The organism is Pseudomonas sp. HMSC057H01, from assembly GCF_001836405.1.
Taxonomy (GTDB): Bacteria; Pseudomonadota; Gammaproteobacteria; order Pseudomonadales; family Pseudomonadaceae; genus Pseudomonas; species Pseudomonas aeruginosa.
Genome location: NZ_KV828379.1, coordinates 1 through 25,453, shown reverse-complemented (window position 1 = coordinate 25,453; position 25,453 = coordinate 1). Strand labels below are relative to the sequence as shown.

Annotated in this window: 21 protein-coding genes and 1 pseudogene; 11 read left to right on the top strand and 11 right to left on the bottom strand. The window is 66.1% G+C overall.

Annotated elements, in window-relative coordinates; translation table 11 throughout:
- The first annotated feature begins 270 nt into the window (after positions 1-270).
- From mexP to HMPREF2581_RS00545, 11 genes are all read left to right on the top strand, one after another.
- Complete coding sequence (gene mexP / locus HMPREF2581_RS00585) at positions 271-1,428, top strand: multidrug efflux RND transporter periplasmic adaptor subunit MexP (RefSeq protein WP_003138118.1); 1,158 nt, start codon at positions 271-273, stop codon at positions 1,426-1,428.
- On the top strand, positions 1,425-4,586 hold the full coding sequence (gene mexQ / locus HMPREF2581_RS00580; protein ID WP_003138121.1) for a multidrug efflux RND transporter permease subunit MexQ: 3,162 nt from the start codon (positions 1,425-1,427) through the stop codon (positions 4,584-4,586). The genes mexP and mexQ overlap by 4 nt, the downstream gene beginning before the upstream one ends.
- Entirely contained in the window at positions 4,583-6,058 is a 1,476-nt protein-coding gene (opmE, locus tag HMPREF2581_RS00575) for a multidrug efflux transporter outer membrane subunit OpmE (RefSeq protein WP_003138123.1), read from the top strand. The genes mexQ and opmE overlap by 4 nt, the downstream gene beginning before the upstream one ends.
- Before the next feature lie 184 nt (positions 6,059-6,242).
- Entirely contained in the window at positions 6,243-6,509 is a 267-nt protein-coding gene (locus tag HMPREF2581_RS32800; RefSeq protein WP_123794454.1) for a hypothetical protein, read from the top strand.
- Positions 6,510-6,628: 119 nt separating this feature from the next.
- A complete protein-coding gene (locus HMPREF2581_RS00570; RefSeq protein ID WP_003092060.1) occupies positions 6,629-6,823 on the top strand; it encodes a heavy-metal-associated domain-containing protein in 195 nt (64 codons plus the stop codon).
- A 228-nt stretch (positions 6,824-7,051) separates the two neighbouring features.
- Positions 7,052-7,333, top strand: a complete 282-nt coding sequence (locus HMPREF2581_RS33115) for a hypothetical protein (protein WP_162138033.1) — start codon at positions 7,052-7,054, stop codon at positions 7,331-7,333.
- Positions 7,224-8,261 carry an HOASN domain-containing protein gene (locus tag HMPREF2581_RS00565; protein ID WP_003138125.1) on the top strand — a complete coding sequence of 346 codons (1,038 nt, stop codon included), beginning with the start codon at positions 7,224-7,226 and terminating at the stop codon, positions 8,259-8,261. Before HMPREF2581_RS33115 ends, HMPREF2581_RS00565 begins: the two co-directional genes overlap by 110 nt.
- Before the next feature lie 32 nt (positions 8,262-8,293).
- Positions 8,294-9,280 (top strand): HOASN domain-containing protein, encoded by a 987-nt coding sequence (locus HMPREF2581_RS00560; RefSeq protein WP_003138127.1) that lies wholly within the window; start codon positions 8,294-8,296, stop codon positions 9,278-9,280.
- Positions 9,281-9,310: 30 nt separating this feature from the next.
- The gene (purB, locus tag HMPREF2581_RS00555; RefSeq protein ID WP_003138129.1) at positions 9,311-10,744 is read left to right on the top strand and encodes an adenylosuccinate lyase; all 1,434 of its coding nucleotides are present in this window, start codon (positions 9,311-9,313) and stop codon (positions 10,742-10,744) included.
- Entirely contained in the window at positions 10,744-12,195 is a 1,452-nt protein-coding gene (locus HMPREF2581_RS00550) for a class-II fumarase/aspartase family protein (RefSeq protein ID WP_003138131.1), read from the top strand. The genes purB and HMPREF2581_RS00550 overlap by 1 nt, the downstream gene beginning before the upstream one ends.
- Before the next feature lie 49 nt (positions 12,196-12,244).
- Positions 12,245-13,318, top strand: a complete 1,074-nt coding sequence (locus HMPREF2581_RS00545; protein ID WP_003092054.1) for a class I SAM-dependent methyltransferase — start codon at positions 12,245-12,247, stop codon at positions 13,316-13,318.
- 199 nt (positions 13,319-13,517) lie between these two features.
- Here HMPREF2581_RS00545 and HMPREF2581_RS00540 read toward each other — a convergent pair whose 3' ends face one another.
- From HMPREF2581_RS00540 to HMPREF2581_RS00490, 11 genes and pseudogenes are all read right to left on the bottom strand, one after another.
- Complete coding sequence (locus HMPREF2581_RS00540) at positions 13,518-13,697, bottom strand: PA3496 family putative envelope integrity protein (protein ID WP_003092052.1); 180 nt, start codon at positions 13,695-13,697, stop codon at positions 13,518-13,520.
- Positions 13,698-13,805: 108 nt separating this feature from the next.
- A complete protein-coding gene (gene nth, locus HMPREF2581_RS00535) occupies positions 13,806-14,444 on the bottom strand; it encodes an endonuclease III (protein ID WP_003092050.1) in 639 nt (212 codons plus the stop codon).
- Positions 14,441-15,157 (bottom strand): electron transport complex subunit E, encoded by a 717-nt coding sequence (locus tag HMPREF2581_RS00530; protein WP_003092049.1) that lies wholly within the window; start codon positions 15,155-15,157, stop codon positions 14,441-14,443. The genes nth and HMPREF2581_RS00530 overlap by 4 nt, the downstream gene beginning before the upstream one ends.
- Positions 15,150-15,794 carry an electron transport complex subunit RsxG gene (gene rsxG, locus HMPREF2581_RS00525; RefSeq protein WP_003092047.1) on the bottom strand — a complete coding sequence of 215 codons (645 nt, stop codon included), beginning with the start codon at positions 15,792-15,794 and terminating at the stop codon, positions 15,150-15,152. The genes HMPREF2581_RS00530 and rsxG overlap by 8 nt, the downstream gene beginning before the upstream one ends.
- On the bottom strand, positions 15,794-16,828 hold the full coding sequence (locus HMPREF2581_RS00520) for an RnfABCDGE type electron transport complex subunit D (protein ID WP_003092045.1): 1,035 nt from the start codon (positions 16,826-16,828) through the stop codon (positions 15,794-15,796). The genes rsxG and HMPREF2581_RS00520 overlap by 1 nt, the downstream gene beginning before the upstream one ends.
- 2 nt (positions 16,829-16,830) lie before the next feature.
- The gene (gene rsxC / locus HMPREF2581_RS00515) at positions 16,831-19,155 is read right to left on the bottom strand and encodes an electron transport complex subunit RsxC (protein ID WP_003138135.1); all 2,325 of its coding nucleotides are present in this window, start codon (positions 19,153-19,155) and stop codon (positions 16,831-16,833) included.
- Complete coding sequence (gene rsxB / locus HMPREF2581_RS00510) at positions 19,152-19,718, bottom strand: electron transport complex subunit RsxB (protein ID WP_003092043.1); 567 nt, start codon at positions 19,716-19,718, stop codon at positions 19,152-19,154. Before rsxB ends, rsxC begins: the two co-directional genes overlap by 4 nt.
- Positions 19,715-20,299 carry an electron transport complex subunit RsxA gene (rsxA, locus tag HMPREF2581_RS00505; protein WP_003092041.1) on the bottom strand — a complete coding sequence of 195 codons (585 nt, stop codon included), beginning with the start codon at positions 20,297-20,299 and terminating at the stop codon, positions 19,715-19,717. The genes rsxB and rsxA overlap by 4 nt, the downstream gene beginning before the upstream one ends.
- Positions 20,300-20,476: 177 nt before the next feature.
- Entirely contained in the window at positions 20,477-21,175 is a 699-nt protein-coding gene (locus tag HMPREF2581_RS00500) for a T6SS immunity protein Tli4 family protein (RefSeq protein ID WP_003109999.1), read from the bottom strand.
- 428 nt (positions 21,176-21,603) lie between these two features.
- Positions 21,604-24,915 (bottom strand): phospholipase D, encoded by a 3,312-nt coding sequence (gene pldA, locus HMPREF2581_RS00495; RefSeq protein ID WP_003138138.1) that lies wholly within the window; start codon positions 24,913-24,915, stop codon positions 21,604-21,606.
- A 3-nt stretch (positions 24,916-24,918) separates the two neighbouring features.
- Positions 24,919-25,453: pseudogene (locus HMPREF2581_RS00490) on the bottom strand (type VI secretion system tip protein VgrG); the annotation flags it as partial.

Here is a 25,453-nt window from a genome sequence, read left to right as displayed (position 1 = left end):
CTTCCCTTCCTACGGGGCGTTTCGCCTCTTCCCTGGGCCGGCCGTCGATAGCCGGTCGGCCTGCCTCCGCCACCTTCCCGAGCTGCCCGCTGCGTCTCCGAGCGTGCCAGGCGTCCCGCCCCCGGTGACCGGCCGAAAGCTCGCTGCGCCTTCGCCATGAGGTCGGAAAAAAGGGGGGTTGACCTTGCCAAGGTGTCAAGGTCGATAACCGGCCACGGAAGCGGTTTCGTCCAGCCAGGCCACGCAGGCTCAGACCAGGAAGGCATAACAATGAATCTCAGACACTTCATCCGCATCACCGCGACGCTAGGTGTCGCGGCCCTTATCGCTGGCTGCGGGGAATCGGCGCCGCCCGGGGCGGCGAGCGCCCCGCCAAGCGTTCCCGTCGCCGAGGTGGTGGTTCGCCCGGTGACACCCTACGCCGAGTTCACCGGCTCGCTGACCGCTGTCGAGCAGGTAGAACTACGGCCGCGCGTCGCCGGCTACATCCAGGACGTTACGGTGCCGGAAGGCCGCCTGGTAGAGAAGGGCCAGCAACTGTTCCTCATCGACCCGCGCGTGTTCAAGGCGGCGCAGGATGCCGCCAGGGCGCGCCTGCGCGAGGCCGAGGCCGCGGCGTTGCTGGCGCGCACCGAACACGAGCGAGCCGAGCTGCTGTATGCGCGGAAGGTCGTCGCCCGGGAGCGGCTCGACAGCGCCATCGCCTCGCGCAATGCCAGCAAGGCCCAGGTCGATGCGGCCAGGGCCGCCCTCGACGCGGCGCAACTGGATCTCGGCTTCACGCGGGTGACGGCACCGATCGGCGGGCGTGTCGGGCATATCCAGGTCACCGAGGGCAACTACGTCACCAATGGCGTCACCGCGCTGACCAGCATCGTTTCGGTCGATCCGCTGTACGTGTACTTCGATGTCGACGAGCGCACCTACCTGCAGGCCCTGGCGCCGACCCGCGGCAGGGAAGGCGAGCAGGCCCCCAGGGTCAAGGTGGCGCTGCTCACCGACGAGTCCTATGGACGAAGCAGTCGCCTCGATTTCCTCGCCAATGCCGCCGACCGCGGGACCGGCACGGTCCGGGTTCGGGCGGTGGTCGACAACCCGGACGGGCAACTGACGCCGGGGCTGTTCGCCAAGGTCAGGCTGGAGACCGGCAAGCCTCACGAGCAGGTGCTGGTCGCCGACCATTCCATCGGCACCGACCAGGGCCGGCGCTATGTGCTGGTCGTCGACGAAGGCAACAAGACCCAGTACCGGCCGGTGGAACTCGGCCCGATGGTCGACGGCCTGCGGGTCGTCCGCCAGGGCCTGCAGCCGGGCGAGCGCATCGTCGTCAAGGGCCTGGTGCGGCCGGACATGCAGATCACGCCGCTCCTTGCGGAAATCGATGGCACGCCCGTCGACCTGTCGAAGACCGTGGGGGCCGCACAATGACATTCCCACGCTTCTTCATCGATAGGCCGATCTTCGCCATCGTTCTTTCGGTGCTGATGATGATCGGAGGCATCGTTTCGTTCTTCCAGTTGCCGCTGAGCGAATACCCGGCGGTGACGCCGCCGACCGTGCAGGTGACCACCGCCTATCCCGGCGCCAACCCCGACGTGATCGCGCAGACGGTGGCGACGCCGCTGGAGCAGGCGATCACCGGGGTCGAGGGGATGCTGTACATGTCCTCGCAGTCGGCCACCGACGGGCGAATGATCCTGACCATCACCTTCGACCAGCACATCGATCCCGACATGGCCCAGATCCAGGTGCAGAACCGGGTCTCGCGGGTGCTCTCGCGCCTGCCCGACGAGGTGCAGCGGCAGGGCGTGGTCACCCAGAAGACCTCGCCGGACATCCTCATGGTGGTGCACCTGCTGTCGCCGGAACAACGCTACGACCCGCTGTACATCTCGAACTACGCCTACCTCCAGGTACGCGACGAACTGCTGCGCCTGCCGGGGATCAGCGATGTGGTGGTGTGGGGCGCCGGCGAATACAGCATGCGCCTGTGGCTCGACCCCGACCTGATCGCCGCGCGCGGGCTGACGGCGGGCGAGGTGATCGCCGCGGTTCGCGAGCAGAACGTCCAGGTGGCGGCCGGCGCCGTCGGCCAGGCGCCGGACTCCACCGCGGCCTTCCAGGTCACGGTGAATACCCTCGGGCGCCTGAGCGACGAAGAGCAGTTCGGCGACATCATCGTCCGCACCGGCGCCGACGGCCAGGTGACGCGCCTGCGCGACGTCGCGCGGATCGAGATGGGCGGCGATGCCTATGCGCTGCGCAGCCTGCTGGACGGCGAGCCGGCGGTGGCCTTGCAGATCGTCCAGAGCCCCGGAGCCAACGCGCTGGATACCGCCGAGGCGGTGCGTGCCACCGTGGCGAGGCTCGAAGGCAACTTCCCGGCCGGCCTGAGCGCGCGCATCGCCTACGACCCGACGGTGTTCGTCCGCGCTTCGTTGCAGACCGTGGCCACCACCCTGCTGGAGGCGATCCTGCTGGTCGTGGTGGTGGTGGTGCTGTTCCTGCGTAGCTGGCGTGCTTCGCTGATTCCGCTGATGGCCGTGCCGGTCTCGCTGGTCGGCACCTTCGCCATCATGCATCTGATGGGTTTCTCGCTGAATACCCTGTCGCTGTTCGGCCTGGTGCTGTCGATCGGCATCGTCGTCGATGACGCCATCGTGGTGGTGGAAAACGTCGAGCGCCACATCGAGAACGGCGAGCCGCCGCTCCAGGCCGCGCGGCGTGCGATGGACGAGGTCACCGGACCGATCATGGCGATTACCTCGGTGCTGGCGGCAGTGTTCATCCCCACGGCCTTTCTCAGTGGTCTGCAGGGCGAGTTCTATCGTCAGTTCGCCCTGACCATCGCCATCTCCACCATCCTGTCGGCGCTCAACTCGCTGACCCTCAGCCCGGCCCTGGCGGGCCTGCTGTTGCGTCCGCGGCCGGCCGGAGATGCGGTGGCGGGGCGCTTCCAGCGACTGCTCCAGGTCCTCGGCCGACCGTTGCGAAATGCCCCCGAGGCCTACGGCAACGCGGTGCGCAAGGTGGTGCGGGTGAGCGGCCTGGCCCTGGTGGTGTATGGGGGCCTGCTTGGCCTGACCTGGGTCGGTTTCCAGGCGGTGCCGCCGGGCTTCGTGCCGATGCAGGACAAGTACTATCTGGTCGGCATCGCCCAGTTGCCGAACGGAGCGTCGCTGGAGCGTACCGAAGCGGTGGTCAGGCAGATGTCCCGGATCGGCCTCGACGAGCCGGGGGTGGAGAGCGTCGTGGCCTTCCCGGGCCTGTCGGTGAACGGCTTCGTCAACGTGCCGAACGCCGCGGTCATGTTCTTCATGCTCGACCCGTTCGAATCGCGCACCTCCGCCGATCTCGGCGCGCTGGCCATCGCCGGGCGCCTGCAAGCCAGGTTCGCCAGCATTCCCGACGGCTTCCTCGGGGTCTTCCCGCCGCCGCCGGTACCGGGGCTGGGAACCATCGGCGGCTTCAAGATGCAGGTCGAGGATCGCGGCGGCGCCGGGCTGGAAGCCCTGGCCAGGCAGACCCAGGTGCTGATGATGAAGGCCACTGAGTCCGGCCAGCTCGGGGGCTTGATGACCAGCTTCGATATCAATGCCCCGCAGCTCGAGGTGGTGGTCGACCGCACCAAGGTGAAGAGCCAGGGCGTTCGCCTGGCCGATGTGTTCGAGGCATTGCAGGTCTACCTCGGCTCGCTGTACATCAACGACTTCAACCGCTTCGGGCGCACCTACAAGGTCACTGCCCAGGCCGATGCGCCGCACCGCATGCAGGCCGAAGCCATCGGGCGCCTGCAGGTACGCAATGCCGCCGGGGCGATGTTGCCGCTGTCCTCGTTCGTCACCGTGACGCCCAGCTCCGGTCCCGACCGGGTGATCCACTACAACGGCTATCCGTCGGCCGATATCAGCGGCGGCGCGCTTCCCGGCGTCAGTTCGGGACAGGCGGTGGCGTTGATGGAGCGCCTGGCCGGCGAAGTGCTGCCCGAGGGCATGACCTTCGAATGGACCGACCTGACCTACCAGCAGAAGCTGGCCGGTAACAGCGCGCTGTTCATCTTCCCGCTGTGCGTGCTGCTGGCCTACCTGATCCTCGCCGCGCAGTACAACAGCTGGCTGTTGCCGCTGGCGGTCCTGCTGATCGTGCCGATGTGCCTGCTCAGCGCGATCGCCGGGGTGTGGCTGGTGGGCGGCGACAACAACGTGTTCGTCCAGATCGGGCTGGTGGTGCTGGTCGGCCTGGCGGCGAAGAACGCGATCCTGATCGTCGAGTTCGCCCGCACGCTGGAGGCCGAGGGCGCCCGTGCGCTGGAGGCGGTGGTCGAGGCTTGCCGCCTGCGCCTGCGGCCGATCCTGATGACCTCGCTGGCGTTCATCGCCGGCGTGGTGCCGTTGGTCATGGCCAGCGGCGCCGGAGCGGAAATGCGCCAGGCCATGGGCGTCGCGGTATTCGCCGGGATGCTCGGGGTGACGCTGTTCGGCCTGTTCCTCACGCCAGTGTTCTACGTACTGGTACGGGCACTGGCGGCGCGCCTGGAGCGACGCGCCGGCGGCAGCCTGGCGCATCTGGAGGGAGGCCGTCCATGAAGCCATACCTGCGGTCTTCGTTGAGCGCGCTGATCCTGCTGGGCGGCTGTGCCGCGGTGGGGCCCGACTATGCGCCGCCGAGCGCGTCCGCACCGGCCAGCTTCGGCGCGATGCCGGCGGGTATCGATGGCAGTGGCGTGGAGATCGAGTGGTGGCGCGGGTTCGACGAGCCAGCCCTGGAGTCTCTGATCCAGCGGGCGCTCGCGGCGAACCTCGACATCGCCCTTGCCGGCGCGCGCCTGGACGAAGCGAAGGCGCTGCTGCGCGAGAACCGCGAGGAGTTCCTGCCGCGCGGCGGGCCGGCGTTCGATTACCAGGCCCGGCGGCGCGGCGAGGTGGAAACACCGGCCGGCCAGCAGCGCGACATCGAGACCTATCGCGGCGCGCTGGATGCTTCCTGGGAAATCGACCTGTTCGGCCGGGTGCGGCGCTCGGTGGAGGCCGCCGAGGCGCAGGCGGGTTCGCGCGAGGCCCTGCTGCGCAACGTGCAGGCGAGCGTCGCGGCTACGGTTGCCATGACCTGGTTCCAGCTACTGGGCATCGAGGCCGAACTTGCGGTGGTCCATGACATCGCCGGCAACCAGCGCGACAGCCTGGAGATGGTCGAGCGCCTGGTCAGCGCCGGCTCCGCCCACGAGTTCGACCGGTTGCGCGCCGAAGCGTTATTGCACAACGTCGAGGCGGCCGTGCCCGACCTCGAACGGCGCCGCGCCGCCACCCGCAATGCGCTGGCCGTTCTCCTCGCGGAAGCCCCGCAGGCCTTCAGCCCGCCGGTCGCCCGCGCCTCCGGGGAAAGGCTGACGCTCCGCACCCTCGGGGTCGGCGACCCGGCGGGACTGCTGGCGCGTCGCGCCGACATCGCCGCGGCCGAACGCAACCTGGCGGCCGCGACCGCACGTATCGGCGTCGAGACCGCGGGGCTGTATCCGCAGGTCGAGGTACGCGGCTCGATCGGCCTGGTCGCCGGCAATCTCGATGCTTTGGACGAGAGTGGTACGTCCTTCAACGTCCTGAACCCGGTGATTCGCTGGGCGTTACTCGACCGCGGTCGCGTGCGGGCGCGGATCGCCGCCAGCGAAGCCCGTGCGCAGGAGGCATTGATCCTCTACGACCGGACGGTACTGCGCGCCCTGCAGGAGACCGATGATGCCTTCAACGGCTATGGCGCTGCCGCTGACAGGCTCCGCCTGCGCCTGCTCGAGGCGACGGCCAATCGCGAGGCGGCGCGCCTGGCCCGGGAACGCTTCGTCCAGGGGGACGGCGAGTACCTGGACGTGCTCGAGGCGGAACGCTCGGACTACCTCAGCCGGCGCGCATTGAGCATCGCGCGCACCGAGCAGCGCCTTGCCGTCGTGGGTATCTACAAGGCGCTGGGGGGTGGCTGGGAGGCCTGCGCGGGGGCGCGGCGCTGTGGCGTGGCTACCGACGATACCTCTCCAGGCGTGGCACGGCAGCGCGACAGTCGCTCCTGATCAGCCGCCGGCCTTCGCTCGACTGCCTGGGTCGAGGGCCGTGCGGCGCGTCCTCCGGTTATTTGGCGAACCCCGGGAGTACGGATTGCCTGGCGCGGATCACTCGTCCCTGTCCGCTTTATCGATAAGTCGGTTCCGAACTCTTTTTCGGTAGTTCATTCAGATGGATGAGTGAAGAGGGCAGATGGAAAGTATCTGCTCGGGACTTCAATGTTCAGAAGAGTGGGGAAGTATTACTTTCTCACTGTTCTTCAGGTACGTTCCGGCTGCCCGCCGTTTCTTATTGAATGAAGTCACTCCTGTGCCTCTGCGTTCGCGCCGCACGGAGAATATCGTCGAGAGGTTCTTCAATGGTGAGTGGAGCTGGCTGACGCGGTATCTCGGTTGTCTGGCGGAGTTGTTCTATATGTTCGAACTTGGCTTTGCTCGTTGTTTTAATTTTGCGGAATAACCTCTGGAACTATTCATATGAATTTTTGAAAGTTTGGTTTACCTGAGAGATTTATGAGTTGACCTTGTCACGATGGCAGGACTCATGGTTCGCAGGAGTCAACAAACCAGGAGGTTGCGATGTTTTCTTTCCATATTCCGAACATGACCTGCGGCGGTTGTGCCAAGACTGTCACCCGTATCCTGCACGGCGTCGATCCCCAGGCGCGCGTAGAGACCGATCCCCCTCGGCGCGAGGCCAGGGTCGAGAGCACTCTGGACAAGCACGCATTCCTCGAGGCGTTGAGCGAGGCCGGTTATCCGGAGGGCCGTTGAGTGCACGGGCATGACGCAGGCGTAGGGTCGGACAGTAGCGTTTCGCCCAGTGCCGGCAATAGGAAAATGATTTTCATTGAAGTCCGCGTTCCATATGCCATCAATGGCGCTTGGCTATTGTGGAAAGAACGCTTTGGAATTTGTAAATCAATATTTCAGTCGGCCGCGAGGTGACAGTTATGTGAACGGCAAGAGGCGCTGACAGGAAACCCTAAAAGTTATTCTCCGATGGATTTGCAGGCCTTTAGCTCGGGGTTTTTCGCAGCGCATCCAGTGTTATCGAAGAGCACCTTTCGGCGAACTCCGTTGTCCGCCGACAAGGCCGCTGCATTGCTTGACCTTGCCACCGTGGCAAGCTTTACGGTCGCCCCGCACAACAACAAAAACAAGGGTGATCCAAATGACTTCAAATCCGTTACAGCAATGCTGCAATTCTTCCTCCGATATGAATATCCGCCCCCAGCGGACAATGTCGGAACCTGCCCGAAATGCATCGGTTCTCCTGGCTGAAGCCTTGAAACCGGGTGCCTCCCTGGACCAGATCACGCTCGCGCTCGAGGCGATTCTCGCGGTCACGGCCAAAGGCCTGGGCGGTGATGCTTCGGCTTACGCGCAGTACCAGGCGTTGCTCCTGGAACTGCACGTAGGCAGCGATCCGCATACGGAGCCGACCCGCCGCTGGATGGCGAGCCAGGTCTACCTGGTCGAGGATCGTTTCGCTCCCGAGCCGGCCGGTTTCAGCGCCGTCCCGGTGGAGGAGTTCCGCAAGAAGGTCGACGCCGAGATCGAGGCGCGCAGCCGGGTGCGCCATCCCATGTCGGTCCACCTGTTCCAGGGCACGCCGCCGGTCGAGGACGTGCGCTTCTTCCTGGAACACCATTGGGTCCGTTCCTACAACTTCTACAGCCTCCTGGCGGAGCTGGCCTTCCGCTTCGAAAACATCGAGGACGCCTCGGTGTTCTACCGCAACCTCTACGGCGAGGCCGGGGCGGAGACGCCGGAGCGCTCGCACCCCGCGTTGCTGTCCCACCTGATGACCTACTTCGACATTCCGCTGCGCATCGATTTCCCGGCGCTGCATCCGCTGGAGAAGGCTTACCTCAACAACCGTATCCGTTGCGTGCGGCACACCGATGTCGCCTGGGGCCTTGCGCTCCTGTACGCGGTCGAGTCGGTGAGCTGCGTCAACCACCGGCGCATCTACGAACTCCTGCAGCGCCTGGGCGTGCCCGAGCAACCCAGCGAGTTCCATCGCCTGCACGGCACCCAGGACGAGATCGATACCGAGGAGATGTGGGCGCTGATCGCCAAGTTCGCGCCGAGCGAAGACTTCCAGCGCAAGTTCATGCAGTCGCTGGCGCGCCACTTCGAAATCAACCGGGCCTACTTCGACCTGCTCTGGGAGCAGATGCAGGCGAATTCCCTGGCCATGGCCTGATGCCTATCCAGAACAAGAACAAGGAGTACAGGATGAATACCCGCAATTTTTCCCTGCCGCAGTTGCAGAACCTGCCCATCGATGAAGCACGCATCGTTGCCGATGCGCTGGCCGTCCACGCTACTTCCCGCCAGATCGATAGCGCCGCGAGCAAGCTGGCCGCGCTGGCCGAGGCAGGGCTCAAGGGCGACCGCCAGGCCTATACCGCGTACCAGCAGTTGCTCTACGTCCTTTCGTTGAGCGACGACGTGGCGACCGCCCAGACCCGGCGTTGGCTGGCCCGGGCGATCTATCGCGTCGAAGAGCGTTTCATGCCCGCCGCCGATCTTTCCAGGGCGCTGTCCGAGGAGGATTTCCAGAAGCGTCTCGAACAGGAAATCGCCGCGCAGTCCCGCGAGCGGCACCCGATGTCGCAGTACGTGTTCTCCGGCTCGGCCTCCCGCGCGCAGCTCCAGGTGTTCCTCCGTCACCAGTGGTTCCGCACCTTCCGCCTGTACCGCGATGCGGCCGATCTGTTGGTCAACCTGACCGATGTGGACGAGGCCGCGGCGCTCGCGCGCTACCTCTATGGCGAGTTGGGCGAGGAAGACGAAAAGGGTTCGCATCCGCGCCTGCTGGCCAAGCTGCTCGAAGCCATCGGCCTGGAGGCGGACTTCCAGGCCGTCTCGACGATGCCCGAGGAAATCGCCTACCTGAACAATCGCGCCCGTGCCTTCCGGCATGCCGAGGTCGGTTGGGGGCTGGCGGTGTTCTACATCACCGAACTGGTCGTGCCGGGGAACCACGAAAAGCTCTATCGGGCCCTGCTCCAGGCCGGCCTGAGCGAGGACCAGGCGGAGTACTACAAGGTCCACATCAGCCTCGTACCGCCGCGGGCCAAGCGCGAATGGCAACTCATCGCGCGGCGGATTCCGGACGTGCAGTTCCAGAATGCGTTCCTGACCTCGCTATCGCAGCACTTCCGTGTGGAAAGGGCCTATTACGACGCGATCTGGGAAGAGATGCAGAGCGTCAAGTGACTTCCACCGGGACAAAGCGAGCACTCGAAAATGCCAAGTCACATTACGGAATCCCGTATACACGGGGGCGCCTACTCGTCCCCGGCATTCGCCGCGATCTTTTCCGATACCAACCAGGTGCGGAGGTGGCTGGATGTCGAGCGAGCCTTGGCGGCGACCCAGGCCGAGATGGGCATCATCCCCCACGAGGCGGCGCGGGAGATCGACCGCGCCGCCCAGGTGGAGCGCTTCGACCTCACCCAACTGGGCCGCGAAAGCCTGGAGACAGGGCACCTGCTGGTGCCTACCATCCGCGCCCTGGCGAGGTCGTGCGAGGGTAGCTGGGGGGAGTACGTGCACTATGGCGTGACCACCCAGGACATCCTCGACACCGGGCTGATGCTGCAGGTCAAGGAAGCCTGGGGCCATGCGCTCGGGCTCCTGCACTCGATCCGTGGCCATCTGCTGGCGCTTGCCCTGCGCCACCAGCACACGCCGATGGTTGCACGCACCCACGGGCAGCAGGCGCTGCCCACGACCTTCGGCTACAAGGTCGCCGTCTGGGTGGATGAAATCGACCGTCACCTGGCGCGCTTCGACGAAGCGCGCGAACGCGTCCTGGTCGGCAACCTGACCGGTGCCGTGGGAACCCTGGCGTCGTTCGGCGCCCAGGGCTTCGAGCTACAGCGGCGAACCCTGGCCAGGCTTGGCCTCGGCGCGCCGTCGACCAGTTGGCACAGCGCCCGGGACCGGGTGCTGGAGGTTGCCGGGTTGCTGGTCCAGGTGTCGGTGACGCTGGGCCGGGTGGCGAACGAGATCTACCACCTGCAGCGCAGCGAAATCGACGAGGTACGCGAGGGCAGCCGGCCGGGACAGGTGGGCAGCAGCACCATGCCGCACAAGCGGAACCCGTCGTCGGTCGACCTGGTCAGCGCGCTGTCGCGGCTGGTGCGGGCGCAGATGGTGGCGCTCACCGATGCCGCGTTCCAGTTGCACGAGCGCGACGGCACCGCCTGGCGCATCGAGTGGGCGGCGTTGCCGGAGCTGTTCGTCTACGCCGGCGCCTTGCTGACCCGCATGGAGGCGGTGCTGGCCGAGGGGCTCGAGGTGCGCGAGGAACGCATGCGCACCAACCTCGACCTCCTGGGTGGGCTGATCCTGTCGGAGCGGGTGATGCTCGCGCTGGCGGGGCAGTTCGGCAAGCAGACCGCCCACGAACTGCTCCATGAGATAACCCAGGCCTCCCAGCGGCAGGGCGTTCCGTTCCGCGAGGCGCTGCTCGGGCAGCCAAGGTTGCGCGGCTGTTTCAGCGCCGAGGCGCTCGAAGAACTGCTCGACCCCGTCGGCTACGTCGGCCTCGCCGCGGAGATGGTCGACCTGGTCGCCGACAAACCACGAACCGGCGCGTCGGGCGACAGGCCCGAAGGCGCCGCCTCTTCCCAAGGAAATCCCGGTCAGTCCCAGTACGTGATGGAGGATAGGTGATGGATGCTGAATCGCTGGAAATGCTTGCCCGTTCCTCGTGCACCGCGCATCCGCAGAGCTTCGGCGGCGCACCGGCCGAGTCGTCCTGCAAGCACGAACACAGTCACATCGTTGACTCTAAAACCCATGGCGGAGGCTACGCCGGTCCGGTGAGCCGACGGATCTTCTGTAGCCACTGCCGCCTGCAACGCTGGCTCGACGTGGAGGCGGCGCTGGCGCTGGCGCAGGCCGATGTCGGCGTCATTCCGCCCGAGGCCGCGCTGGAGATCGCGAAGGCCGCCAGGCTTTCGGCCGTCGACCTGCAGCAGATCGCCGACGGCGTGGCCAGCACCGGGCACTCGCTGATGCCCCTGCTGGGCGCGCTGCAAAGGAACTGCAGCCCCAGCGCGCGCGAGTACGTGCATTTCGGCGCGACCACGCAGGATATCCAGGACACCGCGCAGTCCCTGGAAATGCGCGATGTGCTGGATGAAACGGAGCGGGCGCTGGACATCCTCCTGGACCGGCTCTCGGTGCTGGCGAGCGGGACCCGCAATGCGCTGATGGTCGCCAGGACCCACTCGATCCCGGCGTTGCCGACCACCTTCGGGCTGAAGGTGGCCGGCTGGATCGACGAGTTGCTGCGTCACCGCGAACGCCTGGGCGAGGCGCGCAAGCGGATCCTGGTGGTGCAACTGTTCGGCGGCGTGGGCACGATGGCCGCCTTCGGCGACGAGGCCATTCTCCTGCTCGAAAGCTTCGCGCGGCGGCTGTCGCTGGACGTGCCGCTGGCGGGTTGGCACGTGTCCCGCGACCGGGTTACCGAGTTCGTCAGCACCCTGGCCATGGTCACCGCGTCCCTGGCGCGGATCGCCGACGAGATCCGCACCCTGAACCGCTGGGAGATCGGCGAGCTGGAGGTGGGCTGGACGCAGCAGCAGATCGGTAGCAGCACCATGCCCCACAAGCGCAATCCGGAAGGCTGCGAGCAGGTCGTGGTGCTGGCCCGGCTGGCCAAGGCCCAGGTCCTGCTCGCGCTGGACGCCATGATCCTCGAGCACGAGCGGGACTACCGCGGCACGCGCCTGGAGTGGTGTGCGGTGGCGGACGTTTCCCACTATGCGCTGATGGCGCTGTCGCTGCTGACCGACACCATCGACGGGCTCACGGTCCACGACGAGACCATGGCGCGGACGGCGAATGCATACAGCGATGCGATCTGTACCGAGGCGTTCGTCTTCGAGATGGCCAAGCAACTGGGCAAGAGCAGCGCTTACGAAATCATCTTCGAGATCACCCAGGCCTGCCAGCGCAAGCGGATTCCGATGCGCCAGGCGCTCGAGTCGGATCCGCGGGTGGGCGCCGTCATGCCGAAGGAAACCCTGGCCAGGCTGTTCGAGCCGCGGACCCATCTCGGCATGGCCGGGACCATCGTCGACAAGGTGCTGGACAAGGTCGCCAGCCACCACTGAATCACCCGCCGCCAGAGGCGGCGGTACTGCACATCAACGGAGAACAAGAATGACAAAGGCTAACGAGATCGAAACCGCGAAGGTCAAGCAGTTTTCAGCGCGGATCATGGAGGACTACGGCAATACCCTGCGCGGCGCGATGCTCTACATCGGCGACCGCCTGGGGCTGTTCAAGGCGCTCGCCCATGGCCAATGGGTGACCCTGGAAGAGCTGGCGCAGCAGACCGGCTACACCACCCGCTACCTGCGCGAATGGCTGGGCAGCATGGTCACCGGCAACTACCTGGCCTACGATCCGCAGAGCAGGAGCTATCGGTTGCCGGCCGAGTTCGTCCCGGTGCTCGCCGACGAGGACTCGCCTTATTTCGCCGGCGGGATCATCCAGTTGAGCGTGCCCTTCGTGAGCATGGCGCCGAAGATCATCGAGGCCTTCCGCTGCGGCGGCGGTTGCCCCGAGGAATCCTTCCCGCTGGAAACCTGGGAAGGCATGGAGCGCATGACCATGCCCTGGTACAAGCACTTCCTCGTGCAGCACTGGATTCCTTCGCTGGATGGCGTCAAGGAAAAGCTCCAGGCGGGTGGCAGCGTGCTCGATTTCGGCTGCGGCAGCGGGCTGGCCGCGATCATGATGGCCAAGGCGTTCCCCGAAGCCCAGGTCTATGGCTGTGACTTCCACGCGCCGTCCATCGAACGCGCGCGGGCGAACGCCGAGGCTGCGGGGGTCGGCGACCGGGTGCGCTTCGAGGTCAGCGATTCCGATGCGCTGGCGGGCAAGAAGTTCGACTTCGTCACGACCTTCGTGGTCATCCACGACGCGACCGACCCGCAGCAGATGATGAAGGACCTGCGCGAGTCGACCGCCGACGATGGGACCTACCTGATGGTGGAACTCAACCTGTCGCAGGAACTGCACGAGAACATGAACCTGTTCGGTCGCGTGATGTACCCGCAGAGCACGCTGTATTGCATGACCTGTTCGCTGTCCCACGGCGGCGAGGGCCTCGGCGCCTTCATGGGCGAGGACCGCGCGCGGCAGATGGCCGAGGCCGCCGGCTTCAGTCGCTTCCGCAAGGTGCCTTCGGAGTGGCCGCCGCTGCCGGCGCTGTTCGAACTGCGACCCTGAGGGCGTTATCCGGGACGGCCGGGACGGCAACCGTCGGATAGCGGTTGCCGTGGCCGCCGCCCGGCGCGTGCCGGCTGGGCATGGCGGTCTCGGCTCGATCGCACTGGTGTTCAGGCCCGCTTCGGCGGGCTTTTCATGGCCGCCGGAAAAACGAAGCCCCGCCAATTGCGGGGCTTGCTTGCGGTGTGGACGGCGCTGCTCACAGGTCGAAGTCGTAGTCCGACAACTGGCGCTGCAGGCGGCGTTCTTCCAGCAGGTTGTCGATGATGCGACGCTTGGTCAGGTTGGTCTTGGCCACCTCGACGCTGGTTTCCTCGCCGTCATCCTCTTCAACGCCGGCTTCGTCGTCGATCTCGAGTTCTTCTTTGGCTTTTGCCATGACATTCACTCCAACTTATGGGGTGGTAATGGCGCACCTTATAGCGACAAAGCCGTGGCTGGTAAAAAAGATTTTTTCAATCGTAAAGATAGGATTTCGAATAGTTGATCAATCGTCTGAAGTCTTGTGCTTGTATTCGCACAGGTCCTCGATCCGACAGCTTCCGCATTGCGGCTTGCGCGCCTTGCAGACGTAGCGGCCATGCAGGATCAGCCAGTGGTGGGCATCGAGCAGGTACTCGCGCGGCACGAACTTCAGCAGTTTCTTCTCCACTTCCAGAACGTTCTTTCCCGGTGCTATGCCGGTGCGGTTGGCGACGCGGAAGATATGCGTGTCCACCGCCATGGCCAGTTGCCGGAAGGCGGTATTGAGCACCACGTTGGCGGTCTTGCGGCCAACCCCGGGGAGGGCTTCGAGGTCCTCGCGGTTGTCGGGGACCTGGCCGCCGTGCTTTTCGATGAGGATGCGGCAGGTTTCGATGACGTTCTTCGCCTTGCTGTTGTAGAGGCCGATGGTCTTGATGTACTCCGACAGCCCCTCGACGCCGAGGGCGTGGATCGCCTCGGGGGTGTTGGCCACCGGATAGAGGCGGGCGGTGGCCTTGTTCACCCCGACGTCGGTGGCCTGGGCGGAGAGGATCACCGCGATGAGCAGTTCGAAGGGGGTGGTGTAGGCCAGTTCGGTCCTTGGCTCGGGGTTGTCTTCGTGCAGTCGGCGGAAGATCTCCGCGCGCTTGGCGGCATTCATTCAATCACTCCAGTGACGCGGACGCGCTGGCGCTGGGTGGCGGGTACGTCGCCCGCCTGCACCTTGGCGCGTTCCGCCAGGCTTTCATCGATACGGTTCTTCAGGGCGATCAGCAGGCCGAGCATGATGAACGCGCCCGGCGGCAGGATCGCCAGCAGGAAGCCCTGGTACTGCGGGAACGGCTGGATCTTCCAGTCCGCCGCCGCCGGGCCGAACAGCAAGTGCATGTCGGCCAGCAGGGTACCCTGGCCGAGCAGCTCGCGCAGGCCGCCGAGGACCAGCAGGACCAGGGCGAAGCCGAGGCCCATCAGCAGTCCGTCGAAGCTGGCGCGCAGCACGCCGTTCTTCGCCGCGAAGGCCTCGGCGCGGCCGAGGATCACGCAGTTGGTGGTGATCAGCGGGATGAAGATGCCGAGGACCTGGTACAGCTCGTAGGTCCAGGCCTGCATCAGCAGTTCGATGCAGGTGGTCAGCGCGGCGATGATCATGACGAACGCCGGCAGCCGGATCGCCTCGCTCACCGCGCCGCGCACCAACGATACCGCGGCATTGGAGCAGGCCAGCACGAGCATGGTGGCCAGGCCCAGGCCGAGGGCGTTGACCGTCGAGTTGCTGGTGCCCAGCAGCGGGCACAGGCCGAGCAACTGGACCAGACCCGGGTTGTTGCGCCACAGGCCGTTGCGGGCGATCTCGCGGAAATCTTGTTCACTCATGTCCGGCAGCCTCTTCGGGGGCGAGCAGGCGTTCGCGGTTGGCGTCGAAGTAGCGCAGCGCCTTGTGCACGGCGCGGACCACGGCGCGCGGGGTGACGGTGGCGCCGGCGAACTGGTCGAACGTACCGCCGTCCTTCTTCACCGCCCAGCCGGCGTCCGCCGGATCGCCCAGGCTCTTGCCGTCGAAACCGTGCACCCAGGGACTCTTGGCCAGTTCGATGCGGTCGCCGAGGCCGGGGGTTTCCTTGTGCGCGACGACCCGTACGCCGAGCAGCCGGCCCTGGGCGGTGACCCCGACCAGTAGCTGGATGGCGCCGCTGTAGCCATCCGGCGCGCTGGCCTGGAGGATCACTGCGCTGGCCTGGCCGTGCAGGCGGGCGACATAGGCCGGACGCGGCGCATCCAGGCCGAGCAGCTTCGGCGCGAAGGTTGGCACCTGGCTGTCCAGCGGATGGTTGTCGTAGCTGCCCGGCGGCAGCAGTTCCAGCAGGGCGCGGCCGCGCGCCTCGCGCTGGGCTTCGGCGATGCGCGCTTCGGTGAATTGCTGCACCAGTGCTACCAGGCCCACTCCGACCAGGGCGAAGAGCCCGAGCAGGAGGGCATTGCGCAGCATCGAACGGCGAGTCGCGGCGTCCATCAGTCGCCTGCCTTGAAGCCGCGCTCGGCCTTGCGATGGCCGTAGGTGCGCGGCCGGGTGTAGTAGTCGATGGTCGGCGCCGCCAGGTTCATCAGCAGCACGGCGAACGCCACGCCATCGGGATAGCCGCCCCAGGCGCGGATGACGTAGGTGAGGACGCCGACGCCGAGGCCGAAGACCAGCCGCCCGCGATTGCTGGTGGCGCCGGACACCGGGTCGGTGACGATGAAGAAGGCGCCGAGCATGGTCGCCCCGCTGAACAGATGGAACAGTGGCGAGCCATGGGAATCGGAGCCGGAACCATTCCAGAACAGCAGGCTCATGGCGAACAGGCCGGCGAGCATGCCCAGCGGCGCGTGCCAGGTGAACAGCCGGCGCCAGAGCAGGAACAGGCCGCCGAGGAGGAACGCCAGGTTGACCCACTCGCTGCCGGCGCTACCGAGGTGGCCGAAGGCCGGGTTGCCGGCGAACAGCTCGTCGACGGTCAGGCTGCGGTCGGTCTTCAGCACGTCGAGGGCGGTGGCGTGGGCCCAGGCGTCCGGTCGGGTAGCGAGGCCGAGGAATTCGCGGAGGCTGTCGGGCAGGCCGAGGGCGCTGTCCGGCGAGGGCCAGCGGGTCATTTCCAGGGGAAACGAGACCAGCGCCACGACGTAGCCGAGCATCGCCGGGTTGAACGGGTTCTGTCCGAGGCCGCCGTACAGGTGCTTGCCGAACACCAGGGCGAAGAAGGTCGCCACCAGGGTCAGCCACCAGGGGGCGTAGGGCGGCAGGGCGACGGCCAGCAACAGGGCGGTGACCAGCGCGCTGCCGTCCTTGAGGAACACCCCCGGCGGACGTTTGCGCAGGGCCAGCATGGCGGCCTCGCAGGCCAGCGCGACGAGGCTGGCCCAGGCCAGGTTGAGCAGGGTGCCCGGGCCGTACAGCCAGGTCAGCGTCAGCAGGCCGGGGACGCAGGCGCCGAGCACCAGGCGCATGATCGCCGGGGTACGGTTGGAGCCGCGGGCGTGGGGCGAGGTGGGGCGGGGCAGGGCCATGGTCACTCCGTACCGTGTTCGGTCAGGGCGCGCTCGGCGGCGCTCAGGCGCGCGCGGGCGGCGGCGAGTGCGGCGGGGTCGGCGTTCGCCAGGCGTTCGAGCTTCTTCAGGGCGGCGCGGGCGTAGGCCAGCTCGGTCTTCAGCTCGCGGGTGCGCGGGTCGACCGGGCGCTTGTCGATCCGCACCAGCTCCGGCGCCGGCTTGCCGCAGGCGTCCTCGGCGGCATGCAGGTCGCGCTCGGCGGCTTGCAGCTCGCCGCGCAGGCGTTCCAGCTCGCTGTCCATCACCCCGGCCTGCTCGGCCTTCTTCAAGGCCGCGCGCTTGCCGACCAGGGCGATCTTCGCCCGCTTCAGCGCCGCCTGGCCGTCGTCGCCGGGCGCCGCGGGCTTCGGCGCGTGACGCTCGAGGCGGGCCAGGGTGGCTTCGCAACGCTCGACCTCGGCGCGCAGTTCGTCGAGGGTCGCCCGCTGTTCGGCGCCGGGCGCTTCGCCGAAGGCCTTTTCCGAGCGCTTGAGCTGGGCGCGGGCCATGGCGGCCTGGGCCTTGGCCTTCTTCAGTTCGGCTTCGTCGTCGAGCGCGGCAGGCGGTGCGCTGGGTAGGTCGCGCGGCAGGCTGGCTTCGGCATCGGCCAGGGCCTTGTCGGCGGCCTCGGCGGCGGCGCGCAGTTCCGCGACCAGGCCATGCTGTTCCGGGGTGTCGTGGCTGAGCAACTGTTTCTCGGCCTTCTTCAGCGCCACCCGCGCCATGCTCGCTTCGATCTTCAGCCGTTTCAGCCGTTCGCTGCCGCTACCGGCCTGCTTGCGCGCCCTGGCCCGCTCGATCGCCGCCTGCACCGGGTCGACCGCCGTGGCGGGGGCGGCTTCCTCGCGCTCGGTCTGGGCGGCGCGCGCCCGCGCGGCCTTCTCGGCGCGTTGGGCGCGTTCTGCGGCCCGGCGTTCCTCGTCGCGGCGCAGGCGAGCCTGGCGTTGCTCGAAACGCTCGCGGGACTGTTCGGCCTTCAGCAGCTTCTGCCGCTGCTCGCGGATTTCCGCCTTGGACGCGCGGTAGTACTGCACCAAGGGAATGCTCGACGGGCAGACGTAGGCGCAGGCGCCGCATTCGATGCAATCGAACAGGTTGTGGGCGAGCAATTGCTCGTGCTCGTCGCCCAGGGCGAAGAAATGCAGTTGTTGTGGCAGCAGGCTGACGGGGCAGACCCGGGCGCAGTCGCCGCAGCGGATACAGGGCATGGCCGGCACTGGTTCCGGCAGCTCCGTGGCATCGCCGGCGAGCAGGCAGTTGCAGGTCTTGATCAGCGGCACCGAGAGATCGGGCAGGGCGAAGCCCATCATCGGCCCGCCCATCAGCACGCGTTCCAGGCGTCCCTCGGCGAGGCCGGCGAACGCCAGCAGCTCGTGCACCGGCGTGCCGATCAGCGCCTCGACGTTCATCGGCCGCTCCAGGGCGCCGCCGGCGAGGGTGGTGATCCGCGAGATCAGCGGCCGACCGAGGACGACGGCATCGTGCACGGCGGCCAGGGTGCCGACGTTCTGGCACAGGATGCCGATGTCCGCCGGCAGGCCGTCCGCGGGGACTTCCCTGCCGGTGAGCAACTGGATCAGCTGGCGCTCGCCGCCCGAGGGATAGCGGGTCGGCAGGGCGACGATGCGATAGGGCCGTTCACCGAGGGCGGCGCCGAGGGCGGCGATGGCTTCCGGCTTGTCGTCCTCGATGCCGACCAGCACCTCTTCGGGGCGCAGGATCTGCACCAGGATATCGATGCCGCTCAGCACCTGCGTGGCGCGCTCGCGCATGAGCAGGTCGTCGGCGCTGATGTAGGGCTCGCATTCGGCGCCGTTCACCACCAGCGTATGGATCTTGTCCGCCGGGCGCGCGGCGAGCTTGGCGGCGGTGGGGAAGCCGGCGCCGCCGAGACCGCCGATGCCGGCCGCGCGGATACGTTCGAGCAGCGCCAGCGGGCTTTCGGCGCGGAAGTCCGGGCAGGGATGCAGCTCGGTCCAGCGCTCCAGGCCGTCGCTGGCGATGACGATGGCCGGCGCGGGAAGACCGGAGGCATGCGGATAGGGGTGTGCGCCGATCGCCACCACGGTCCCCGAGGTCGGGGCATGCAGCGCGGCGCTGACGGTGCCGTCCGGGAGGGCGATGGTCTGGCCTTTGAGCACGGCCTGGCCGACTTCCACGCAAGGCCGCGCCGGCGCGCCCATGTGCTGGCCGAGCGGCACGATGTAGCGCTGCGCCAGCGGCGCCTGCTGGATCGGCAGGGCGGTGGAGCGCTCCTTGTTGGCCGGCAGGCAGAGGCCACCGGGGAAGGCGTGCAGGGCGCTCATGCCGCTCGCTCCCGGTCGCTGGCGATCAGTCGCGGCGACGGCTGCGGCCATTTCCAGTGGCGCACGTCGTCTGGGGTTTCGCGCATCTCGATGCAGTCCACCGGACAGGGCTCCAGGCACAGGTCGCAACCGGTGCATTCGTCGGCGATCACCGTGTGCATCAGCCGTGCGGCGCCGACGATGGCGTCCACCGGGCAGGCCTGGATGCACTTGGTGCAGCCGATGCATTCGGCCTCGCGGATGTAGGCTACCCGCGGCGGGGTTTCCTCGGCGGCGTCGAGCGGCTCGGGCTCCAGGTCGAGCAGGTCGGCGAGGGCGCGGATGGTCGCTTCGCCGCCCGGCGGGCACTTGTTGATCTTGTCGCCGGCGGCGATCGCCTCGGCGTAGGGCTTGCAGCCGGGGTAGCCACACTGGCCGCACTGGGTCTGCGGCAACAGGGCGTTGACCTGCTCGGCGACCGGGTCGCCCTGGACGCGGAAGCGCACCGCCGCATAGCCGAGCAGCGCACCGCCGGCCAGGCAGATCGGCAGCAGCGCGCCGATCGCCAGGAACACGCCGTTCATGGCCGGACCAACCCGCTGAAGCCCATGAACGCCAGCGACATCAGGCCGGCGGTGATCATGCCGATGGCCGCGCCGCGGAACGGCGCCGGCACGTCGGCGATGGCGATGCGCTCGCGCAGGGCGGCGAACAGCACCAGCACCAGGGAAAAGCCCAGCCCGGCGCCGAAGCCCTGGGTAGTGGCCTGGAGGAAGCCGTATTCAGCCTTGTTGGCGTTGAGCAGGGCGACGCCGAGGACGATGCAATTGGTGGTGATCAGCGGCAGGAAGATGCCGAGCACCCGGTACAGCAGCGGGCTGGTCTTCTTCACCAGCATCTCGGTGAACTGCACCACCACCGCGATCACCAGGATGAAGCCGATGGTGCGCAGGTACTCCAGGTCCAGCGGGCGCAGCACGTAGCGTTGCAGGATATGGCTGCACATCGCCGCCAGGGTCAGGACGAAGGTGGTGGCGAGGGACAGGCCGATGGCCGTCTCGATCTTCCGCGACACGCCCATGAACGGGCACAGGCCGAGGAACTGCACCAGGACAAAGTTGTTGACCAGGATGGCACTGACCAGGATCAGGGCGAGTTCAGTCATACGCGAAGCATTCGTTGCAGGGCCGGGGCCGTCGGGGAAATCCCCTATTATCGGGTGGGATTGCCCTGCAAGGCTAGCGTACCTTCGCAGTTTGGCATGGCAACCCAGTCAGTCGCAGGCGCCGCCAGGACCCATGGTCCATGGCGGAGGCTCGTGCAAGTGCCCGCGATGTGGGTTTCAGCGCGCCAGCCGCTGCTCGATGCTTTGGCTCAGGGCCTTCAGGCGGGGCAGTACTTCTTCGGGGGGCGGGGTGTAGTCGGTGAGGTCGTCGGTGCCTTTCTGGAAGGTCTGCACCTGGATCGCTACCAGCGGATCGAGGGTGCCGCCTGTATGGGCCAGGCCGAACCAGGCGCGTTCCCGTTCGCCGGAGTCGGGGCGCGGGTCGAGGCGCCAGCCTTCGAAGGCGGCCAGGCGCTTGCCGATGTGGAGGCTGTCGAGCAGCGCGCTTTTTTTCCATTTCTGCCGGTCGTAGCCGGGACGGAAGTCGCTGTCGTAGAGGCCGCTGGTGGGACGGGTCTGCCAGGGATCGTTGGCCGAGGCGGTGAGCAGGCTGAAGATCACGTTGGGCGTGCGGGTGAAACGCAGGCTGTTCTTCAGTTCGTAGGCGGTCTTGCCGTCGTCGGCGATAAAGCCGTAGGGGAAGCAGATGCCCGGTTCGTTCGGCACTTCGTAAAGCTCGCGGGTGCGGAAACGGGCGATTAGGTCCTTGATGCGCTGGGCGGAGTTCTCGGTCGGCTTGGAGAAGGTGAAGTAATAGACCCGCTGGTTGCGCCAGAGCAGGACATGGAAGGGGATATTCTTGCTGCCAAGGATATGGGAGTCGGGGATGCCGAGATCGTGTTCGTAGATCTTGGCGAGAGGAATCTTGGCCTCCATTTCTGCGATTCCTTTTTTTATCCGTTCAATACTTTTCTCTTCGCTCTTGTTTTTTTGGAGCGTACTTATTGCTTTCTTATCTAGTTTTATGTTTTCTCTAAGATGGTCTTGGTATATTTCTGCTGTTCCTTTTATGTAGTTTGAGGCGTTATGGAATTCATTTTTATCAACCTTTTCGGAAACGTAAAAAATCATACTGTCGTAGTCATAGCTGCCGTTGTCACCTACGGCGGTCACCTCGGCGGTAAAGTTATGCCCCCCCCCTTTGGATATCTGCCAGACTCGTGAGGCATCATAAGTTGCCCACTCCATCTCCTCCGGTATCTCGAAGGTCATTCGACCCAGACACTCCTGGTATTTACTTGAGGGGGCTTCTGCCCAAGTTATATTCGAGCTGCTCAATAGGATAAGACCCATCAAAACCCTTTTCATGTGCGATGCTTTCCTTGTGCCGAGCTATCTCCATTCATGGCGACCTGGGTGGGAAGCGATCTGCTGTCCTGATGTGCCAGGATGCTTAGATTCAAGCCAGAATCATTGCGCTCACCACGGGTCCAACTGGTTGGTAGAGCCGTGATGAAACCGGAAACCCCGTTGGGTGGTGGGAAGGTTTTCACCGAAGTGAGATTAGATGAGCGCCAGAAGATTTCCTGATATGGCATCGGCTCCATCAGTTGTCCGCCCGCCCTTAACTCGCCAGGTTTTCTGTATGCCCAGGTTGGCCATATGGAGGCGGGAAATCCGTCCTCAAATCCTTTAGGCGGCTCTGGAGTCAGTTGCAGTTGAGTCTGGCTGATATTTTGGGGAATAAAATTGAAAGTCCGTTCATAGGCACGAGTATTCTCCTTGGCTAATGTTTGTATAGCTTCCCAGGCCTCTTGAGCCGCCGGGATGGACAGATAAGCACTCAACTCGCTGGCCGGCTTGACGAAACCGCCTGGCCCCTGGCTCAAGCCAAAATGCTTCTTCCACAAATTCACCCGCAACTGGTGGATGGCCTTGCCGACGATGGCGTCGTTCTTGCCGTCCAGCCTGACCGTCAGCGGCTCGCTGTCGCGCACCATCACCGCCAGCTCGGAGTCGCGCTCGCCTTGCAGGCTGCGGTCGTTGATATTGGCGCTGCCGAGGATGGCCACCCGGTCGTCGGCGATCAGCAGCTTGCTGTGCACGTAGATCTGTTCGGTGACCACCCGCCCGCCGAGCACCGCCCAGGTGCGCAGGTTGAGCAGGGTCAGGTAGCGGCTCCAGTCCTGCTGTTCGTAGACCGGGCGACCGCGAGCGTCCTTGCGCTCGATGATTTCCCGGGCCTGGGCCGGGTCGGACTTGCCTTCCAGGGCCTTGAGCGCCATCTGCCGCTGAATGCGCTTGACCAGGCTCTGTTCGCCGAACACCAGGCTCTGCTGGGTCAGGTGCACCTGGTGCATGATGTTCGGCACGTTCAGCGCGCCCTCCGGGTGCACCGGCAGGACCAGGTAGACGTGGAACGGGTGCTCGCGCTGGATGGCCCGTTCGATGCGCCGCGCCAGGGCTTCGCCGATCTCGTTGAGCAGGCCGTGCTGGGCCTCGCCGAGCTTGTGGGTGAGCCAGCCCTGGGCGTTCACGCCCCACATGGCGAGCATCGACTTGAGGAACTGGCGGGCCTCGGTGCCAGGCTCCTGGGCGATCTTCTCCACTTCGGCCCAGTCCAGCAGCCAGAGGTCGCGCTGCTCCAGGGCTTCCTCCAAGCGTATCCGGACGACGAAGTCGCGTCGCAGGCTGCCAACGTCGCGCAGACTGGCCATGGGGCCTGAAAGGGGCAGATCCTTGAAAACTTCGCCTTCCTTGCCGAACTCGCTCTGGAAGAACTGGTTCTCGATATAGATGAACTGCTGCGCCCCGGAAATCGCCAGGAGCATGGCGTCCTTGCAGTTGCTCTGGACTCCTTCGGTGGAGACGCCGACCTGCAAGGGCAGGTTCACTCCCGCGCCGAGGCGGCCGGCCTGCTCCTGTTCGAGCATGCGCGCCGCGGCGCTGCGCAGTACCTGTACGGTCATGCCGCCGCGGCGCACCTCCGGCTCTTGCGGCAACTGTTCCGGCGCGTTGATCCAGCAGGGCGTGGGTGGGTCCAGTTCGAGCCGGAGGTTGCGCTTCTCGTCCAGGTAGTTCTCCAATCCCGCGGCGGCGGCCAGGCTGTTCAGCCACTTCATCACGGCTTCCAGGGCGCTGCGTACCAGCGCCGTATCCTGTAGCGCCGGCGTCTTGGCCAGGTAGGCCTGCTGGCCGTTCCAGCGGTCGATGAAGTTGCGCGCCAGGTCGTACACCGACGGCCCTTCGATGCGGCAATGCACATCCTGCCAGGGCATGCGCGGCTGGTCGGCGGCCAGCCGGGCGTTGTCCGGCGAGGCCAATGGCTGAGGCGCTTCGTCCAGGTAGCGATAGGGTTGCTGGTGGCCTCCGGCGCGGGCCTGCAACAGCCTGTGGAGTGTCCAGAACAGCGAGCCGGCCAACTCGCCGGCCTTGCCGCTCAGGTTCTGCGGGATATCTTCGAAGCCCTTGCCGCTGATCAGGGTCAGGACCTGGCCCAGTTCGGTTTCGCTCATCCACTGGTTGATCAGGAGCAGGCTCTTGATCCGCAGGGCTTCCGGCAGGTTGAGCGCGGCCGTGCGCAGTTCCTCCAGCCAGGCGCGCAGGCGGCGTTCGAGTTCAGGCTCGATGGGCAGGGCGTCGAGGTTGTCGGCGATCAGGTTGGCAATGGCGCGGATGCTGCTGGCGACCATCTGCCGCCTGAGCGCATCGAGCCGTTCGAAGCCTTCGTCCAGGCCTTCTTTCGAGCTGTTGTAGGCGCGGCCGAGCCATTGCAGGGAGGGCAGCATCGGGCTGCGGAACAGGTCGGAAAGGTAGGCGGCGCCGTTGAGGGCGCGGGCGCGGCTGGGTGCGAGGGGAATGCTCAGCAGCGGTTCGTCGCTGGCGGCGATGTGCGGGAAGGGCGACAGGCGAAGGGTGGGCGCATGCAGCGTCAGGCTGGCGAGCGGCCTGGAAAGGTCGAACAGGGTGGCCATCATCAGGCCCATGGAGCTGACGTGTTCGTCCTCCGCCATCCAGCCAAGATGCGGTAGGCCGGGATTATAGGCGTCGTTGCCCCGGCGCCCGGAGGCGTCGAGGCTGAAATCGTTGTCGTCGCGACGGCCATAGGCAAGGTCGATCCCGCCGACATAGCCGATGCGGTTGTCGATCACCACGGATTTCTGGTGGTGGGAGAAGGCGACGCCCAGTCCCTGCATGTCGCTCTGCTGGATCGCCGGCGTACAGAAGGCGCGCGCGCCGCCCTCGAGTCCGGCGTTGAGCTGGAACACCGCGAGCATGGTTTCGAAGTCATAGGTGCCGAGGCTGCCGGAAGGGCTGAGCCAGGGCATCACGTAGACCTTCAGCGCGGGCGAGCGCTCCAGCGCCTGGCGCAGGCACTGCCAGAGGCTGCGGCGGCCGTCGAGGAGGACGTCGTAGTTGACCTGCCAGCCGGTGATGAAGATGCTCGAACTGGCGCTGTCGAGGGCGCTGTCGAGGGCGCTGGCCAGGTCGCTGAAGTAGTCCCGGCCGGTGGTGAAGAAGCGGACCCGGTTACCGGCCCGCTTTTCGGAAAAGAGGTTGGACCCCTTGATGAAACAGCCCGGTGCGGAAATGGCTACGCAGGGGCTGCCATCCTGCTGGTTGATCTGGTTGAGTTCCTTTTCGTGGAGGCCGTTGTAGGGCTTCTTCTGCAACATGGATCAGTCCTTGGCCAGTAGGTGGGAATAAAGGTCGCCTTCGCAGCAACTGTCGAGCTTGCCGCGCTGGTGTTCGAGCGGGGTGGGCGCGCGCTGGCCGCCCAGGGTGTCATGGAAGTCCAGCGCGCCCAGCGCGTGGCGCGTGGCGTCCCAACCCTCACGCTCCCGATGCGGACGGATGCCTATTCGTTGCCCCGGATACACCAGCCAGACATCGCCAGGCGCACGCTCGCAGGCGTTCGATAGCTGACGCTGTTGAGTGTCGTCCAGCACCAACCGTCCCTTCTCGTCGCTCTCGCCTTCCAATACCAGGTTGTGCTCCTTACCCTGGACGATGCGCCAGGGCGTATGAATCAAGGGGAATCCTTCGTCTCCGGGAATATCCTGCAAACGGATATCGAAGCGGTATTCGCCGTTCTGCTTCGGATCGCTGGCGTGGAGACCGGCGTTGGCGGGTTGTAGCGGGCGTCCTGCGACATCGGCGTCCGCCGCCCCCGGCGTCAACGGCATCTTGATCGCGATCCCCGAGCCGCTTCCC

Bases quoted from the DNA above. Each gene is read 5' to 3' on its own strand.
- mexP (WP_003138118.1), top strand. From the start codon at position 271: ATGAATCTCAGACACTTCATCCGCATCACCGCGACGCTAGGTGTCGCG.
- mexQ (WP_003138121.1), top strand. From the start codon at position 1,425: ATGACATTCCCACGCTTCTTCATCGATAGGCCGATCTTCGCCATCGTT.
- opmE (WP_003138123.1), top strand. From the start codon at position 4,583: ATGAAGCCATACCTGCGGTCTTCGTTGAGCGCGCTGATCCTGCTGGGC.
- HMPREF2581_RS32800 (WP_123794454.1), top strand. From the start codon at position 6,243: ATGGAAAGTATCTGCTCGGGACTTCAATGTTCAGAAGAGTGGGGAAGT.
- HMPREF2581_RS00570 (WP_003092060.1), top strand. From the start codon at position 6,629: ATGTTTTCTTTCCATATTCCGAACATGACCTGCGGCGGTTGTGCCAAG.
- HMPREF2581_RS33115 (WP_162138033.1), top strand. From the start codon at position 7,052: ATGGATTTGCAGGCCTTTAGCTCGGGGTTTTTCGCAGCGCATCCAGTG.
- HMPREF2581_RS00565 (WP_003138125.1), top strand. From the start codon at position 7,224: ATGACTTCAAATCCGTTACAGCAATGCTGCAATTCTTCCTCCGATATG.
- HMPREF2581_RS00560 (WP_003138127.1), top strand. From the start codon at position 8,294: ATGAATACCCGCAATTTTTCCCTGCCGCAGTTGCAGAACCTGCCCATC.
- purB (WP_003138129.1), top strand. From the start codon at position 9,311: ATGCCAAGTCACATTACGGAATCCCGTATACACGGGGGCGCCTACTCG.
- HMPREF2581_RS00550 (WP_003138131.1), top strand. From the start codon at position 10,744: ATGGATGCTGAATCGCTGGAAATGCTTGCCCGTTCCTCGTGCACCGCG.
- HMPREF2581_RS00545 (WP_003092054.1), top strand. From the start codon at position 12,245: ATGACAAAGGCTAACGAGATCGAAACCGCGAAGGTCAAGCAGTTTTCA.
- HMPREF2581_RS00540 (WP_003092052.1), bottom strand. From the start codon at position 13,697: ATGGCAAAAGCCAAAGAAGAACTCGAGATCGACGACGAAGCCGGCGTT.
- nth (WP_003092050.1), bottom strand. From the start codon at position 14,444: ATGAATGCCGCCAAGCGCGCGGAGATCTTCCGCCGACTGCACGAAGAC.
- HMPREF2581_RS00530 (WP_003092049.1), bottom strand. From the start codon at position 15,157: ATGAGTGAACAAGATTTCCGCGAGATCGCCCGCAACGGCCTGTGGCGC.
- rsxG (WP_003092047.1), bottom strand. From the start codon at position 15,794: ATGGACGCCGCGACTCGCCGTTCGATGCTGCGCAATGCCCTCCTGCTC.
- HMPREF2581_RS00520 (WP_003092045.1), bottom strand. From the start codon at position 16,828: ATGGCCCTGCCCCGCCCCACCTCGCCCCACGCCCGCGGCTCCAACCGT.
- rsxC (WP_003138135.1), bottom strand. From the start codon at position 19,155: ATGAGCGCCCTGCACGCCTTCCCCGGTGGCCTCTGCCTGCCGGCCAAC.
- rsxB (WP_003092043.1), bottom strand. From the start codon at position 19,718: ATGAACGGCGTGTTCCTGGCGATCGGCGCGCTGCTGCCGATCTGCCTG.
- rsxA (WP_003092041.1), bottom strand. From the start codon at position 20,299: ATGACTGAACTCGCCCTGATCCTGGTCAGTGCCATCCTGGTCAACAAC.
- HMPREF2581_RS00500 (WP_003109999.1), bottom strand. From the start codon at position 21,175: ATGGAGGCCAAGATTCCTCTCGCCAAGATCTACGAACACGATCTCGGC.
- pldA (WP_003138138.1), bottom strand. From the start codon at position 24,915: ATGTTGCAGAAGAAGCCCTACAACGGCCTCCACGAAAAGGAACTCAAC.